The sequence below is a fragment of the Sphingobium sp. GW821-FHT02B05 genome, assembly GCF_059421905.1.
On the sequence record NZ_JBWKVW010000001.1, the window covers coordinates 1,037,798 to 1,052,895 of the forward strand.

At 62.2% G+C, this 15,098-nt stretch carries 13 protein-coding genes and 1 tRNA gene; 10 read left to right on the forward strand and 4 right to left on the reverse strand.

The window, feature by feature from the left end:
* The first annotated feature begins 48 nt into the window (after positions 1–48).
* The 4 genes from AC07UX_RS05190 (at position 49) to AC07UX_RS05205 (ending at position 2,153) form a co-directional block, all read left to right on the forward strand.
* Positions 49–1,422: a M20/M25/M40 family metallo-hydrolase gene (locus AC07UX_RS05190; protein WP_495190896.1), complete on the forward strand. Its 1,374-nt coding sequence runs from the start codon at positions 49–51 to the stop codon at positions 1,420–1,422.
* 157 nt (positions 1,423–1,579) lie between these two features.
* The gene (locus AC07UX_RS05195; protein WP_056684845.1) at positions 1,580–1,795 is read left to right on the forward strand and encodes a hypothetical protein; all 216 of its coding nucleotides are present in this window, start codon (positions 1,580–1,582) and stop codon (positions 1,793–1,795) included.
* A gap of 72 nt (positions 1,796–1,867) precedes the next feature.
* Positions 1,868–2,020 carry a hypothetical protein gene (locus AC07UX_RS05200; protein ID WP_495190897.1) on the forward strand — a complete coding sequence of 51 codons (153 nt, stop codon included), beginning with the start codon at positions 1,868–1,870 and terminating at the stop codon, positions 2,018–2,020.
* Positions 2,021–2,076: 56 nt separating this feature from the next.
* Positions 2,077–2,153: transfer RNA gene (locus tag AC07UX_RS05205), tRNA-Pro, on the forward strand.
* 275 nt (positions 2,154–2,428) lie between these two features.
* On the opposite strand, the gene AC07UX_RS05210 is transcribed toward AC07UX_RS05205, so the two are convergent.
* The 3 genes from AC07UX_RS05210 to amyA form a co-directional block, all read right to left on the reverse strand.
* Complete coding sequence (locus AC07UX_RS05210; protein ID WP_495190898.1) at positions 2,429–3,382, reverse strand: cation diffusion facilitator family transporter; 954 nt, start codon at positions 3,380–3,382, stop codon at positions 2,429–2,431.
* Positions 3,382–3,990 carry a flavodoxin family protein gene (locus AC07UX_RS05215; RefSeq protein WP_495190899.1) on the reverse strand — a complete coding sequence of 203 codons (609 nt, stop codon included), beginning with the start codon at positions 3,988–3,990 and terminating at the stop codon, positions 3,382–3,384. The genes AC07UX_RS05210 and AC07UX_RS05215 overlap by 1 nt, the downstream gene beginning before the upstream one ends.
* Positions 3,991–4,131: 141 nt before the next feature.
* A complete protein-coding gene (amyA, locus tag AC07UX_RS05220) occupies positions 4,132–5,622 on the reverse strand; it encodes an alpha-amylase (RefSeq protein WP_495190900.1) in 1,491 nt (496 codons plus the stop codon).
* A gap of 157 nt (positions 5,623–5,779) precedes the next feature.
* On the opposite strand from amyA, the gene AC07UX_RS05225 reads away from it, so the two are divergent.
* From AC07UX_RS05225 to AC07UX_RS05250, 6 genes are all read left to right on the forward strand, one after another.
* On the forward strand, positions 5,780–5,992 hold the full coding sequence (locus tag AC07UX_RS05225) for a DUF2934 domain-containing protein (protein WP_495190901.1): 213 nt from the start codon (positions 5,780–5,782) through the stop codon (positions 5,990–5,992).
* Positions 5,993–6,038: 46 nt separating this feature from the next.
* Positions 6,039–8,144 carry a glycogen debranching protein GlgX gene (gene glgX, locus AC07UX_RS05230; protein ID WP_495190902.1) on the forward strand — a complete coding sequence of 702 codons (2,106 nt, stop codon included), beginning with the start codon at positions 6,039–6,041 and terminating at the stop codon, positions 8,142–8,144.
* Positions 8,141–9,844, forward strand: a complete 1,704-nt coding sequence (treZ, locus tag AC07UX_RS05235; RefSeq protein WP_495190903.1) for a malto-oligosyltrehalose trehalohydrolase — start codon at positions 8,141–8,143, stop codon at positions 9,842–9,844. Before glgX ends, treZ begins: the two co-directional genes overlap by 4 nt.
* Positions 9,841–11,601, forward strand: a complete 1,761-nt coding sequence (locus tag AC07UX_RS05240) for a 4-alpha-glucanotransferase (RefSeq protein WP_495190904.1) — start codon at positions 9,841–9,843, stop codon at positions 11,599–11,601. The genes treZ and AC07UX_RS05240 overlap by 4 nt, the downstream gene beginning before the upstream one ends.
* Positions 11,598–13,991, forward strand: coding sequence for a malto-oligosyltrehalose synthase (treY, locus tag AC07UX_RS05245; protein WP_495190905.1), 2,394 nt, complete (start codon positions 11,598–11,600; stop codon positions 13,989–13,991). Before AC07UX_RS05240 ends, treY begins: the two co-directional genes overlap by 4 nt.
* A gap of 63 nt (positions 13,992–14,054) precedes the next feature.
* Positions 14,055–14,375: a hypothetical protein gene (locus AC07UX_RS05250; RefSeq protein ID WP_495190906.1), complete on the forward strand. Its 321-nt coding sequence runs from the start codon at positions 14,055–14,057 to the stop codon at positions 14,373–14,375.
* 185 nt (positions 14,376–14,560) lie between these two features.
* Here the strand turns inward: AC07UX_RS05250 and AC07UX_RS05255 are convergent, their stop codons facing one another.
* Positions 14,561–14,968 carry a BLUF domain-containing protein gene (locus AC07UX_RS05255; RefSeq protein WP_495190907.1) on the reverse strand — a complete coding sequence of 136 codons (408 nt, stop codon included), beginning with the start codon at positions 14,966–14,968 and terminating at the stop codon, positions 14,561–14,563.
* Positions 14,969–15,098 lie beyond the last annotated feature (130 nt).

Below are 15,098 nucleotides of genomic sequence, written 5' to 3' on the forward strand. Positions count from 1 at the left end.
ACGCGGAACATATTGGCAAATGAGGGATGCCCCGTTACGCCTTCACCCATGCAGAAAATCCGATCGGGCCCGCTCGCCGCCCTTCTCCTTGGCAGCATCCTCACCCCCGCCCTCGCCCATGCGGCCCCCGCAGACAGCAGCGCGATTCGCCAAGCGGCGCTTAGAGACGATGTCGCATGGGACATTACCGAGGGACTGACCACGGAAGTCGGACCCCGCCCGGCCGGGACCGCGCGCGAAGCGCTCGCCCGCGACTGGTCGGTGGCGAAGCTGAAAGCGTTGGGCTTTTCCAATGTCCGCGCAGAAGCCTACAGCATGCCCGTATGGCAGCGCGTGCGCGACGAAGCGCATGTCGTCAGCCCCTTCCCGCAAAATCTGGTCGTGGCGGCGCTGGGCAATAGCGGCTCCACCCCCGAAGCAGGCATCGAAGGCGAAATCGTCTATTTCCCGACCATCGCCGATCTCCTGGCCGCGCCCGACGGCAGCCTGAAGGGCAAGATCGCCTTTGTCAGTCATGAGATGAAGGCGGCGCAGGACGGTTCGGGCTATGGCTATTACGGCGCAGCCCGCCGCCAGGGACCGAGCGTTGCAGCCAGGAAGGGCGCGATCGCCATTCTCGTCAAATCGATCGGCACCGACCACCATCGCATCGCCCATACCGGCGTGCAGATGTGGGCCGATGGCGTGACGCCGATCCCCGCCGTGGCGCTGAGCGTGCCCGACGCCGAGCAACTCGCCCGCATCGCCGCGCGCGGCAAGCCGGTCCGCATCCACCTGACCGCCGTGTCGAAGCGATTGAAGGACCAGCCTTCGGGCAATGTCATCGCTGAAATTCCGGGCAGCGATCCCAAGGCCGGGCTGGTCGTCGCCGCCTGCCACCTCGACAGTTGGGATCAGGGCACCGGCGCGATCGACGACGCATCGGGTTGCGGCATCATCGCTGCGGCCGCATTGCAGGTGGCAAAGGCCGGCCAGCCGCGCCGGACGATCCGCGTCCTCTTCGCTGGTGCGGAAGAAGTCGGTGGCGACGGGGGCCGGGCCTATTTCGCCGCGCATGGCAAGGAACCCCATGCACTGGTGGCGGAATCGGATTTTGGCGCTGACAAGGTTTGGAAGGTCGATTTCACCCTGCCGACCGGACATGACGCCCTTTCGGCTCGCATCGCGCAGGGCCTGGCCCCGCTCGGCGTCGTGCCCAGCCGGGACAAGGCGCACGGCGGATCGGACATCGAACCGCTCGTGAATGCCGGCGTGCCGGTGATCGACTTGCAACAGGATGGCACCCGCTATTTCGACATTCACCACACGCCCGACGACACGCTGGACAAGGTCGATCCGGCACAGTTGCGCCAGAATGTCGCGGCATGGGCCGTCACGCTCCATACCGTCGCCAACGCGCCAGAATCCATGGGCGTTAACTGAACTTTTATAGTAGAGAACGCCCTGCCGCGTGATTCCATCGTCTCACCGGCGCAGAAAAGCATTGATTTGTGCAACGCACACGTTAATGCGGGTCGCTCGCGTAGGGTCACATTTGTAACGTGCCAGACGCGGCATAATGCTATGGGAGCCGTACACAATGAAGAAGATCGCTGTTGTTTTCGCTTCGGCCAGCCTGATGGCCCTCGCTGCTTGCGGTGAGAAGCCGGCCAACGAAACCGCGAACGCTTCGAACGCCGTTGTCGAAAACGTTGTCGAAAACGCCGCTAACGCTGCCGACAACGCTGCGAACGCCGCCAATGTTGCTGCGAACGCCGCCAACGTTGCCGAGAACGCTGCGAACGCTGCGCACTAATCTTCGCTTTAGCGAGATTTCCGAAGGGCGGGCCTTAACGGCTCGCCCTTTTTATTTGTGCGATACGGACGGATGGCCATATCCGCTCCGGCGGAACATCCCTGTCCGGCCAGGGGTTTGATCCTTGTAGAACAAGGAGAGACTGACATGGGCAAGGGCATTTTATTGTGGCTGCTGGGCGTGCCCATCCCGATCATTTTGCTTTTATGGCTTTTCTTTCACTGATCGGTGCGATGAGCGATTGACGGAACGCGCGATCCCCCGCTAAGGCCGCCTTCCGTCGGGGAGTAGCGCAGTCTGGTAGCGCGCCTGCTTTGGGAGCAGGATGTCGCAGGTTCGAATCCTGTCTCCCCGACCATTTTTCACGTCGAAACACCTTATATGCGCCCATGAGGTCCAGGGTGAAAGTACGCTGTGTCCAGCGGCTTGGATGTGAACCCACGGAACACCATCAATATCTGAGATGGAATGGGTCAACACCGCTTTTTTAGCAGAAATGTCGCTGGTCTCGCCGCGTGAAACGCACATATCCAGGGCTATGCTTCCGGACAGCGTGCTGACCTTGCTAACGGCGCACGACAAAGCGATTGAGCATCCGATGACGGCGGCCTCCGCGCGCGCGCCGGCAAGGCGTCAGGCCGGTCGCGCCTGCCGCACTGCATCGGCCTGTTTCTCCGGCCGGATATAGATGGATGTCAGTTCCGGCACCTGCGCCTTCATCTCCTGCTCGATATCTTCGATCAGGCTTTCCGCCTCCCCCATAGACAGGCCGTCCAGGAAATCGGCGCTGATCGCGACGAACACCGCGTCGGGCGCCGTGTGGATCGTGCGCACATGATTGACGGCGCTGACCTGCGGCCTGCGGTCAAGGATCGCCCAAACCGCCGAAATGATCGCCGGGTCTGCACTTTCACCGATCAGAAGGCCTTTCGCCTCCCGTGCCAGCAGCACGGCGACCCCGGCCAGCACAAGGCCGATCGCGATCGATGCCACGCCGTCAATGCGCGGGTCTGCGAAATAATGGCTGGCCCACACGCCAACGCCCGCCATTGCGAGACCGATGAGCGCCGCACTATCCTCAAATAGAACGATAAAGCCGGCTGGGTCCTTCGACCGACGGACGGATTGCCACCAGCTGCTGGCGCCTCGCTTCCCATTGAACGCGCGCACCGCAATGACCCAGCTCGTGCCTTCCAGCAGCACGGCTATCGCAAGGACCACATAGTTGACGGTCGGATCGCGCAACGGTTCCGGCTCGGCAATATGTAGCCATCCTTCATATATAGATACGCCGGCGCCTACCGCGAAAATCAGAATGGCAACCACAAAGGCCCAGAAATAAAGCTCACGCCCATAGCCGAAGGGATGCGTCGCATCGGGCGGCCGCTTGGCCTTAGCCTGACCATGAAGCAGCAGCAGCTGATTGCCGCTGTCGACCAGCGAATGCACCCCCTCGGTCAGCATGGAAGACGATCCGCTGATGCCGGCCGCCACGAATTTGGCGATGGCGATCCCGACATTAGCCAGCAGGGCGCCGTAAAGGACGATATTCTCGCGAAATCTTCTTGCCAGATCACCCATCGCCATCAGCCGGGATAAGGGCTGGCGTGGAGCAGCCCGGCCAGATGGGCGGCATTGCCCGCAACCATGGCTGCGGTTCTGCTCACCATGTCCGGGATTTCCTTCAAATCCTTGAAATCGGTCGATCCCATCGCCTCGCCGACCCAATAGCAGGCGGCTACCGCCGGGATCGTCCAACCTACATCGTTCAACGCCTGAAACAGTTGGGCGGAGGAAAAATGCGCGCCATCCTCATTGCCCACGATCGCCGCGACCGCGACCTTGCCATAGCTCGGCATGCGTCCCTGACCGTCGGTTTCGGACAGGAAGGCGTCCATCCGTTCCAGCACCCGCTTGGCGACGCTGCTGATCTGGCCCATCCAGATGGGGCCTCCGAAAATCAATATGTCATGGTCCAGTATCTTGGATCGAAGGGCGGGCCAGTCATCGCCCTCGCCCTCATCGGAAGTGACGCCCGGCTTGATGTCCAACGATGCGACCCGCACCGTTTCGCCGACGGTTACCCCTCTGTCGCCAAATTTCTTGGCCAGCACCGCAATCATGGCATCGGTCGAGCTCTCCTCGGACGCATCCGCCTTGAGCGTGCAGTTAATTGCGAGGGCCTTGAGCGCCATCGATCATCTCCTTCAAGATTGGGGGCGCCACCAAAGCGCGACCACCTGTTCGCTGGCCAGACAACGCCTGGCACGACGATGGGTTCGTGCGGCGGGCAGCCGATGCGGGATGGGGAATGCCGGATTTGGCCACCCTGCCGATCAGCCAAGCGCGTCCTTGCGCACCCACAGGCTTACCGACCCAGGTGTCACCCGCACAGTGAGTTGCCCCGCCCCGTCAGCGGCGCGCTCCTCATCGCAATGCCCAAGATAATCCACGAACACCATGTCGGCATGACCGCTTCCCAGTTCCACCGTCTTTTCCATGCCATCCCGGTTCGTGAGGATGAGGACGGCGCCGGGCTGGGCGTCCGTGCCGTGCCGCACGACCATAAGGCAGTGCGGGTCGTCGAAAATATCTGTCTGCGCGCCATGGGCGAAGCTCTTCCGGGCTTCGACAAGGCGGGGCAGGCAATCGACGGGGGCAATCACTATGTCATGCACCTCTTCGTCGCCACCTGTGTCACTGTAGCGCGCGCCGTAAAGGTCGGGATGGAAGAGGCAGGGCGTACCCTGCTCACGCATCAGGATCAGCGCGTAGGCGTGCGGCTTGAACCAGTCCTCAACCGGCGCTTCGAGCGCTTGCAGGGGTTGGGTGTCGTGATTGCCAACGATGGTCACTGCATGGTCTGGCATGGCTGCGACGAGCGTACCGTCGAACAGGGTCCGTAGGTCGAAGTCGCCGCCAGCGCGCGACGCATCGTGAAAGCGGTGGTGCAATGCCACGTCGAACAGCATCAATTGCCGATCGACCTGCTCAAGATACTGGCCCAGCGCCGCCATGTCGGGATGCCAATATTCAGCTACCACGAACAGTTCGGGATCAACGCTCTCACGCATATGGCCAACCCAATCGCGGAAGAACCAGGCGGGGATATGTTTGGCGGCATCCAGCCGGAAGCCGTTGCACGGCACCTGCTCGGCAAGCCACCGCCCCCAATATTTCAGCTCCTCGTAAACGGCGTGATTGCGAAATTCTACGTCTGCGCCCATCAGATAATCATAATTGCCGTGCTCGCCATCGACTTCATCATGCCATTCTCCATCCCCATAGTCGTTGACGAGGCGGAAAACGCCATTTTCGTCGGGCTGCTCGACATGATCGACGCCGGTGAAGCATCGACTGTCCCAGATGAACTTGGAATATTGGCCCTGCCTCGCCGGGAAGGTGAAGCGCGTCCAGGCATGGGCTTCAAAGGCCTCTTCCTCGATCTGGGTACGATCATCAGGGTTGGTGCGGCGCACGCGCACAGGCTCGATCTCGTCTGCGCCGATCTTGTGGTTGAAGACGACGTCGTGGATCACGCCAATTCCCGCATCGCGCAGGGCCTGCGTCGCACCTTCGAACCCGGACCGGTCCCCATAGCGGGTCGCGACCGACCCCTTTTGATCAAACTCGCCAAGATCGAACAGATCATAGCTATCATAGCCCACCGATTGCTGACCCGAAGCGCCCTTATATGCCGGTGGCAACCAGACATCGGTCACGCCCATGGCAGCAAGCTCGGCAGAAGCGCTCGCCACCTCGTTCCAGAGCGAACCGTCTGCGGGATAATACCAGTGAAAGAATTGAATCAGCGTTCGCGGGGCCATCGCAAATCCTTGGAAAGAGGCCGCCGCTTAACGAGCAGAAGCCGCGCCGGTTGCAGCGCAGCAAAAAAACGCACTGATCTGCATTAAATGCCGCATCCATTGGGCTTCCTGAGCATTTATCGTTCGCCGCGCATCGCGGCGTGGGATGGAGGGCTTCATGCAGGACAGTCTTGAGGATCGCATTCGTGAAAGGGCACATGCCATTTGGGCGGCCCAGGGCCGTCCAGAAGGGCTTGCCGAGGAACATTGGCGTCAGGCCGCCGAAGAAATGGCGCAGGTGGACAAGCTCGCCGAACTGCCCCCTCCCCTCGCGACCGGAGCAGCGGCACAAGCTCTTACCAAGACAAGATCGCGGAAATCCAAAGTCTGAACCCGCTGGTTCTTACCCGTCCCCTCCATGACAGGACCAAGCCCTATTGAGCCTGCATCCAGACCGCCTAGAGGGCGGATCACCCTATCCCCTTGGCGCGAGCTTTGACGGGCTCGGCGTAAATTTCGCGATTTTCTCCGCCAATGCCGATCGGATCGAACTCTGCCTGTTCGATCCCAGGGGCCGAAGGGAAGTCGCCCGGCTGGCCCTGCCGGAATGTACCGACGAGGTCTGGCACGGATATCTGCCCGATGCGCGGCCCGGACTTCTCTATGGTTACAGGGTCCATGGTCCCTACGCCCCTGAACAGGGCCATCGCTTCAACCCCAACAAGCTGCTGCTTGATCCCTATGCGCGGCGGCTATCAGGCAGCATCCGATGGAATGATGTGCTGCACGGCTATCCTGTTCGCGGCCGGCGCAAGGATTTGGGCTTTGACCGGCGCGACAGTGCCAACGCCATGCCCAAGGCCGTCGTCACCCATGATAGTTTCGACTGGTCGCGCGACGTGCGGCCCAACGTCCCCTGGTCGGAGACAGTGATCTACGAGGCCCATGCCAAGGGCCTGACGAAACTGTTGGAGGCAGCGCCCGCGCAGGAACGCGGCACGTTCGCCGCGCTCGCCCACCCCAAGGTCATCGACCATATGAAGCGCCTGGGCATCACCACGCTCGAACTGATGCCGATCCACGCCTTTACACAGGACAGGTTCCTGTTGGAAAAGGGCCTGCGAAACTATTGGGGCTATAACAGCCTCAGCTTTTTTGCGCCCGAACCAAGCTATTTTTCCGGCGATAGCCACGACGAACTCCGCGTTGCAGTGCGGCGGCTGCACGCGGCCGGCATCGAGGTAATCCTCGATGTCGTCTATAATCATAGCTGCGAGGGTAGCGAGCTTGGTCCGACACTGTCCTGGCGCGGCATCGACAATGCAACCTATTACCGGCTGCTGCCCGACGATCCGCGCTATTGCCTCAACGACACGGGTACCGGCAACACCTTCAAGTTGACCCATGCCCGTGTGATCCAGATGGTGGCGGATTCACTGCGCTATTGGGCCACAAGTTACGGGATCGACGGTTTCCGCTTCGACCTTGGGCTGACGCTCGGCCGCACCGATCATGGTTTCGACCCCAACGCCGGGCTGTTCGACGTATTGCGCCAGGATCCGATACTCGGCCGCCTCAAACTGATTGCCGAGCCGTGGGACGTTGGCATGGGAGGGTACCAGCTCGGCAATTTCCCGCCCGGCTTTGCCGAATGGAACGACAAATATCGAGATACCGCCCGCGGCTATTGGCGAGGAGATGCGGGGCAGCGGGCCGATCTGGCGGCGCGACTTTCAGGCTCGGGCGACCTGTTCGATCGTCGCGCCCGCCGCCCCTGGGCGAGTGTCAATTTCCTTACCAGCCATGACGGCTACACACTTGCCGACCTCGTTTCCTATGAAGAGCGGCACAATGAGGCCAATGGCGAAGATAATCGCGACGGCCATGACAATAATCTCTCGCGCAACTGGGGCGCCGAAGGGGCAACCGACGATCCCGCCGTCATAGACAAAAGGTTCCGGGTCCGCCGCGCCATGCTTACCACCTTGCTCGCCTCGCTCGGCACGCCAATGCTCGTGGCCGGCGACGAGTTCGGCCGTACCCAAAGCGGCAACAACAATGCTTATTGCCAGGATAATGGCATCAGCTGGCTCGACTGGTCGATGATGGAGGGCGAGGAAGGCAAGGCCCTGTTCGACTTCACCGCGCGGCTGATCGCGCTGCGCAAGGCGCATCCCGTCCTGCGCGCCCCAACCTTCCTTTATGGCCAGGATTCGCCGGGGTTCGGGATCAACGACATCGAATGGTGGGATGAGCGCGGCAAGCAGCTGACGGCAGATGACTGGAACAATCCGGAAGGGCGCGCCCTGGTGATGCGGCGGGCGGTACTGCGCGATGACGGACGGGTAGAGGCGCTGACGCTGCTTCTCAACGCGAGTGAGGACGCAATCGAATTCATCCTTCCCGCTCCGTCCGCGCCGCGCGAAGTGCTGATCGACAGCGCGCGGCACGACCTTTCTCCCTTTGCGATCGGCGACCAATATCGCGTCGAGGGACATAGCGCCGTGTTGATCTCCTGGCTTGGCGAGAGGCCGGCGTCGTGACGCACTGGGGGCCGACCGATCTGGGTGACGGGCGATGGCGCTTTGCCCTTTGGGCGCCGGACAGAGCGAGCGTTTCCCTGGAAATCGCGGGCGAGGCCGCGCTTCCCATGGTGCGCGAGGAGGATGGCTGGTTCGGCATCGACGCACGGGCGGATGCGGGGACCCGCTACCGCTTTCGCCTGGACCCGGACCTTACCGTTCCCGATCCGGCATCCCGCAGGCAGTCGGGCGGTGTCCATGGCTGGAGCGTGGTATCGCCCCGATCGCCGCGCACGTCCGGCTGGACAGGCCGGCCATGGGAAGAAACCGTCATCTACGAGCTGCATGTCGGCCTGTTCGGCGGCTTTGCAGCGGTGGCGGACCGGCTCCCCGCCTTGCAGGCGATCGGGATAACCGCGATCCAATTGATGCCGGTGAACGCCTTTAGTGGCACGCGCAACTGGGGCTATGACGGCGTGCTGCCCTTTGCACCGGCGGAGGCCTATGGCAATCCGGACGAGCTGTGCGTGCTCGTCGACGCCGCCCACAGCCTTGATCTCATGATTTTCCTCGACGTCGTCTATAATCATTTCGGGCCCGACGGCAATTATCTGGGTACCTATGCGAGTGCCTTCTTCCATGCAGAACGGCACACGCCCTGGGGCGGCTCGGTCGCGGTAGATCGACCGCAGATCGCAAGCTACTTTCGCGAGAATGCGCTGATGTGGCTCAACGACTATGGTTTTGACGGGCTGCGCTTCGACGCGGTTCATGCAATCGATAATGACGACTTCCTCGACGCCCTCGCATGCGAAATCCGCGCGGCGACGCCGGGTCGCCATATCCACCTCATGCTGGAAAATGAGCGCAACGATGCCGCGCGCCTGGGACCGGGGCGCTATGATGCACAGTGGAACGATGATTTCCACAATGTCATGCACGTCCTCCTTACCGGCGAGACGGACGCCTATTATGAGGATTTTGCGCAGAGCCCGGCGCAAAAGCTCGTCCGCTGCCTGTCAGAAGGGTTCATCTATCAGGGTGAGCCTTCGCCCCACCAGAAGGGCAAGCCGCGCGGCACCCCGAGCGCCCATCTGCCCCCCACCGCATTCATCGCCTTCCTGCAAAACCATGACCAGACCGGAAACCGCGCGCTTGGCGAACGGCTGATCGCGCTCACCTCGACCGAACGGCTGAAGGCGGCAACAGCGCTTCTGCTGCTGATGCCGCAAATCCCCTTGCTGTTCATGGGAGAGGAGGTCGGCGCCAGAAGCCCGTTCCTCTTCTTCACCGACTTCCATGACGATCTGGCCGACGCCGTGCGCGAAGGAAGGCGGCGCGAGTTCAAGGGCTTCGCCGCCTTCGCCAGCGAGGAGGCGTGCGCGCATATTCCCGATCCCAATGCGCTGGACACGTTCGAGATGGCAAGCGTGGTCGAAGGGAGCGACGCCGGCGAATGGCGCGCCTTCTACCAGTCGCTGCTGACGCTTCGCCGCGAGCGGATCGGTCCCGGCATCGCAGGCGCCCGCGCGATCGGGGCATGCGCATTGTCCATGGCAGCCGTGCAGGCTTCATGGACGCTCGGAGACGGCCGCATTCTCACCATCCTTGTCAATCTGGGCGACACGGCCGTCGCCGCGCCCCTTCAGGCGGCGCCCTTCTTCGCGACCGGGCAAGCGGGAGCAGCGGCCTCCTGCACCGGCTGGATCGAGGAGCCGTGATCCCGTTGCTCCACCGGTTGGCGCAGGAAGCCGGTATCGCACGCCTCTGGACCGATGCGGAAGGCCGGGAACAGGTCGTGAGCGACGAGAGCTTGCGCGCGATCCTCGCGGCACTTGGATCTCCGGCCAGTGACGACGCGACGATCACCGTAGCACGCGCGGCATTGCACGAACGGCATTCGGGCCGCCCCTCCTTCGTCTCGGTCGATTGCGGCGAGCCGCTGCCCTTGCCCGAAGGCGCGCTTGCCCTCCGTTGCGAGACGGGAGAGCCTATCGAATTCGACATCGATAAGGGCCTGTCCCGGCCCGGCTACTATCAGGCCGACTATGATGATGGCACAATCCTGCTCGCAGTCGCGCCTGCGCGCTGTAGCGCCATCGATGAGCGCATCTGGGGCGTCACCATTCAGATACCCTCCCTGCGCGGGGAAAACACCGACTTTGGCGATTTTGGTTTGCTCGCCGATGCCGTTGCAAGGCTTGGAGCCTGCGGCGCCGACGCCATCGCGCTCAGCCCGGTGCACGCCCAGTCGCTGACCGAACCCGAACGCTTCGCGCCCTATTCGCCGTCCAGCCGCGTCGCGCTTAATCCCCTGCTGGCACCGGCCGACCGTCCCGGCGTCGCAGCGCCCTGCGACTTGATCGACTGGGAGGTCGCCGGCCCTGCCAAACTTGCCGCCCTACGCGCGGAATTCGATCTCAGCGCCGATGACAAGAACGACGCGCCCGCGTTCGAGCGCTTCCTCCAGGAGAAGGCTCGCGCTGGGCTGGAAAGCGTGCAATGCGCCGCGCGGCAAGCCGGCATGGCTATTGGCCTCATTGCCGACCTTGCGGTGGGCGTCGATCCGCTCGGAGCGGAAGCCTGCGACGATCCGGGCGCTTTTCTTCAAGGATTGAGCATCGGAGCACCGCCCGACCCGCTCGGGCCGCAGGGCCAGGACTGGGGCCTTACCAGCTACAGTCCCCAAGGCCTTGCCGAACGAGGATTTGCGCCTTTCATCGCCATGCTGCGCGCCAACCTGCCGCAAGGTGGGGGCATCCGGATCGATCACGCATTCGGCCTCCAAAGGCTCTGGGTGATACCCAAGGGGCGCCCGGCATCCGAGGGCGCCTATCTCGCCTATCCCTTCGCCAACATGCTTCGCCTGCTCAAGATCGAAGCCTGGCGCGCCGGCGCCATCGTCATCGCGGAGGATCTGGGCACCCGGCCGCCCGGCTTTAGCGAGGCGCTCGAAGCTGCTTGTATCTACGGCATGACGGTGCTGCCTTTCGCCCGCGATGAGAGTGCGTTCCTGGCCGGCTCCAGCTACCCTGACACCTCCATCGCCATGAGCGGCACCCATGATGTAGCGACGATAGCGGGCTGGTGGACCGGACGCGATCTGGAATGGAACAGCATGCTCGATCGTGGCGGAGAAACGCCAGGCGAGCGAGCGGAGGCGCGCCGTGCCTTGTGGGCGGCGATAGGGGCGGGCAAGCCGCAACCCGCCGACGATGATCCGGCGCCCGTCATCGACCAGGCCCTGGCCTTTCTGGCCATGTCCCGCGCGCCACTGCTGCTGGTGCCCATGGAGGACCTGGTCGGCCTTGCCGATCAGCCCAATCTTCCGGGCACCACGGTCGAGCATCCGAACTGGCGTCGTCGCCTCCCCGCCCCCGTCGATGCGCTCCTGGCCCGACCCGACGTGAAGCGGCGCATCGCATCCCTGGTAAAAGCTCGCCCGAATGCGGGCGCGAGACAAAAGGATTCCGCATGACGCCTCGCGCAACCTACAGGGTACAACTGACCGGCGATTTTCCGTTCGCGGCGGCCGAGGCGATCGTCCCCTATTTGGCGGAGCTTGGCATCAGCCATCTCTACGCCTCCCCCATCACGACCGCCCGACGCGGATCGACCCATGGCTATGACGTTGTCGATCCCACCTGCATAAATCCGGAACTGGGCGGCGAAGACGGCTTTCGCAGTCTCGTCGCTGCCCTGCGCGCCCATGACATGGGCATCATCGTCGACATCGTTCCCAATCACATGGGCGTCGCAGGTGGTGAGAACCCATGGTGGAACGATGTGCTGCGCCATGGCCGCGCCAGTCCGTTCGCCCGTTATTTCGATCTCGACTGGAACGGGCCGCTTGTCCTTCCCATTCTGGGAGAACCCTTGGCAGACGTCTTTGCGCATGGCGATCTGATTTTGGGATCGCATGGCGAGCCGCATCTCCTTCTCTATGGCGAACAGAAGCTGCCGTTGCGCCCCGACGGGCCACAGGACGGGGACGTCGCTACGATCGCACGGGCGCAGCATTATTTGCTCCTGCACTGGCGCGCGGCCAATGATCGGCTGAACTGGCGTCGCTTCTTCTCGATCAACGAGCTTGCTGGCGTGAGGGTCGAGGATCCATCTGTGTTCGAAGCGACCCACGCGCTCTATTTTCGCCTCTATGACGAAGGGCTGATCGACGGTCTGCGGATCGATCATGTCGATGGACTGACCGACCCGGCCGGCTATTGCCGCCAGCTGCGTAGCCGAATGGATGCCATCCGCCCCGGCGCCCCGATCCTCGTTGAAAAGATACTGGGTGCCAACGAGACTCTGGCGACCGATTGGGGCGTCGATGGCAGCACTGGCTATGACTTCATGCGCGATGTCATGGCGCTGCTCCACGAACCAGCGGGCGAAGCGCCGCTTGCCGAATTGTGGGCCTCTCTCGACCCGGACCAATCCGACACGCAGACGGTCCTTCGCAATGCCAGGCGCGATATGCTCCAATGGCAGTTCGAGGCGCAGCTTGGTGCCTGCGTCCTTGCATTCGAGACGCTCGCGCAAAGCACCGACGAACCAGCAGTGGAGGGGCTCACGGCCGCCATGCTGCGCCGCGCGATTACCTGCCTGCTTCAGGTCTTTCCTGTCTATCGCACCTATGGCGACGGACGTTCCGCGCCGTCAGGCGATGAGCCAGCACGAACCGAGGCGTGGGAGGCCGTCCAGTCTCTGCTCCCCCCCGGCGAGGAACCTGTCGCGCGGCAGATCCTGGCATGGCTTGCCGGCGATGGCCCGGGCGATCCTGACCTGGCCGCCGAAGCCGTGCGCCGGTTCCAGCAGCTGTCCGCACCCATCGCGGCGAAGGGCGTGGAAGATACCGCCTTCTATCGCCGCGCCCCTCTGCTGTCGGCCAATGAGGTCGGCTCGGTGCCCGAACAGTTTGCAATCCCGCCGGTCGAATTTCACCATAGGGCGATGGAGCGCGCACGGGATTTTCCTGCAGCTTTGCTCGCGACCGCGACGCACGACCACAAGCGTGGCGAGGACAGCCGTGCAAGGATCGCGGTCCTGAGCAGCATACCCGATCTGTGGCGGCAATGCGTCGAGCGCTGGAGCCATATGGCCGAAGGTCATGGTGCCTGCGTCCATCCGGCCGACCGGTATCAGCTTTTCCAGACCATGCTGGGCGCCTGGCCTGAGCAAATGGACGAAGCAGGCTTTCTCAGCCGCATCCAGGCGTGGCAACTGAAATCGCTGAGGGAAGCGCGCCTGCGCTCAAGCTGGGAGGCGCCCAAACTGGATTATGAACGGGACGCGGCGGGCCTTGTCGATAGTTTGCTGGGCGATCCGGGCTTCACGGACGATTTTGAGCGCTTTGTCAGGCAGATAGCGCCAGCCGCCAGAACCGATAGTCTGGCGCAGACTGTGCTAAAATTCTGCTTGCCAGGTGTCCCGGACATTTATCAGGGATGCGAATTGCCTGACCTCAGCCTCGTCGATCCGGACAATCGGCGGAGCGTCGATTATCAGCACCGACAGGTGCTGCTCGGTCAGAACGACAGGCCCGGCGATCCCAAGTTCAACCTCGTTCGTCGGCTGCTGACGATGCGCCGCGACAATGCCTCGCTGTTTGCAGCTGGCAGCTATGAGCCCGTGCCCGTCGAAGGGCCGCGTGCCGGCAATATTCTGGCCTTCACCCGGATGCATGAAAAAAGCCGGCTCACATGCGCCGTCGTCATTCGCGCCGCGGCGCCCGTGATCGCGCATGGCGACCTTCCTCCCGCTTCCTTCTGGCAGGACACCTGTCTGCGGCTTGAAGAACCTCTCCTGGCGCGCGAGATATTCGCGTCCGATCCCTTTCTGATTAACCTCGATAAAGTTACGGAATAAATGCGGAACAACCGCTTGAATCATGCGTCTTCGTGGGGGCCCCTTCCCCGGCCGTAATTGGAGATGCTCGTGGTATTTGAGTCCCGAACACTGGAATGGTTCGCTGCCCGCGTCGATACAATCGAGCTGCACTGCAACGCCCATCGCGATATGCGCACGACTGTCGCGCGGCACTTGCTCGATCGCGAACGCATGGGCGAAAAAATCCTGTTTGAGAGCGACAAGGCGCGCGAGCAATGTGTCGGCAGCGACATGCTGTGGGAGCTCAGTCTTCGTCATACCGACGGGCAGCAAACACATGTGGCAGCAGCGACGTTCGAGGATTGTGTCTTCCTCCTCCAGAAGGTCGATGGCCATTCCATCGCACAAACCGCCGCGGCCTGAGTAGCTGGCGAGAGCAAGCAGGAACGCCATTGGGCGGCAGCACGGGGCGATTTGACGAAAATAGCTAGGCTACAGCGGTCTGAGAATATTCGGGCCGCTCCAGCTTTGAAACCGAAACATAGCTTCAACAGCTGATCGGCCACAGATAGGCGGATGAAATTGGTAGCCCGCTGCGTGATAGGCATTTATGCCGATGCGTGAGTTTTGGCGAAGCCCAGGAAATATGCACGTAAAGTCGGATCGGCAATCGGCGCTACGATGGCTTCTACCTGTTCTTCCAATGATCCCGCTACTGAGGCTATGCCGCCCTGTTCAAACCCCATCGCCCATGACGCGAACGACCTGTTGGCGACCTCTTTGTCGTGTAGCTTGACCAGTGCGAAATGACGCGGATCGCGCGTGATCCGCTCGTAGGTTGCCAGTACAGCTTCCTCGGGACCTTCGAGGACCTGCAAAAAACGACGCCCGCCTACCACGAGTAACCCGGTCACATCCGCAGCGACATTTGCCTTTCGTGATTTTTCCAGGAGCTCATGGAGTTCGGTCTGGCTCAGGGAAGAGCGTGCCGTGCTGATATAAAGAAGGCGCTTCATGGTGGATCTCCGGGAACGAACAAAAGCTGTAAATCAGAAGATCAAACACAAAGTTAACGATCCGTTTAACCTATGTTGCATTCTCCGTAGCTACCGGGCAGCCATATTATCGGGATCAAATTTCAATGGT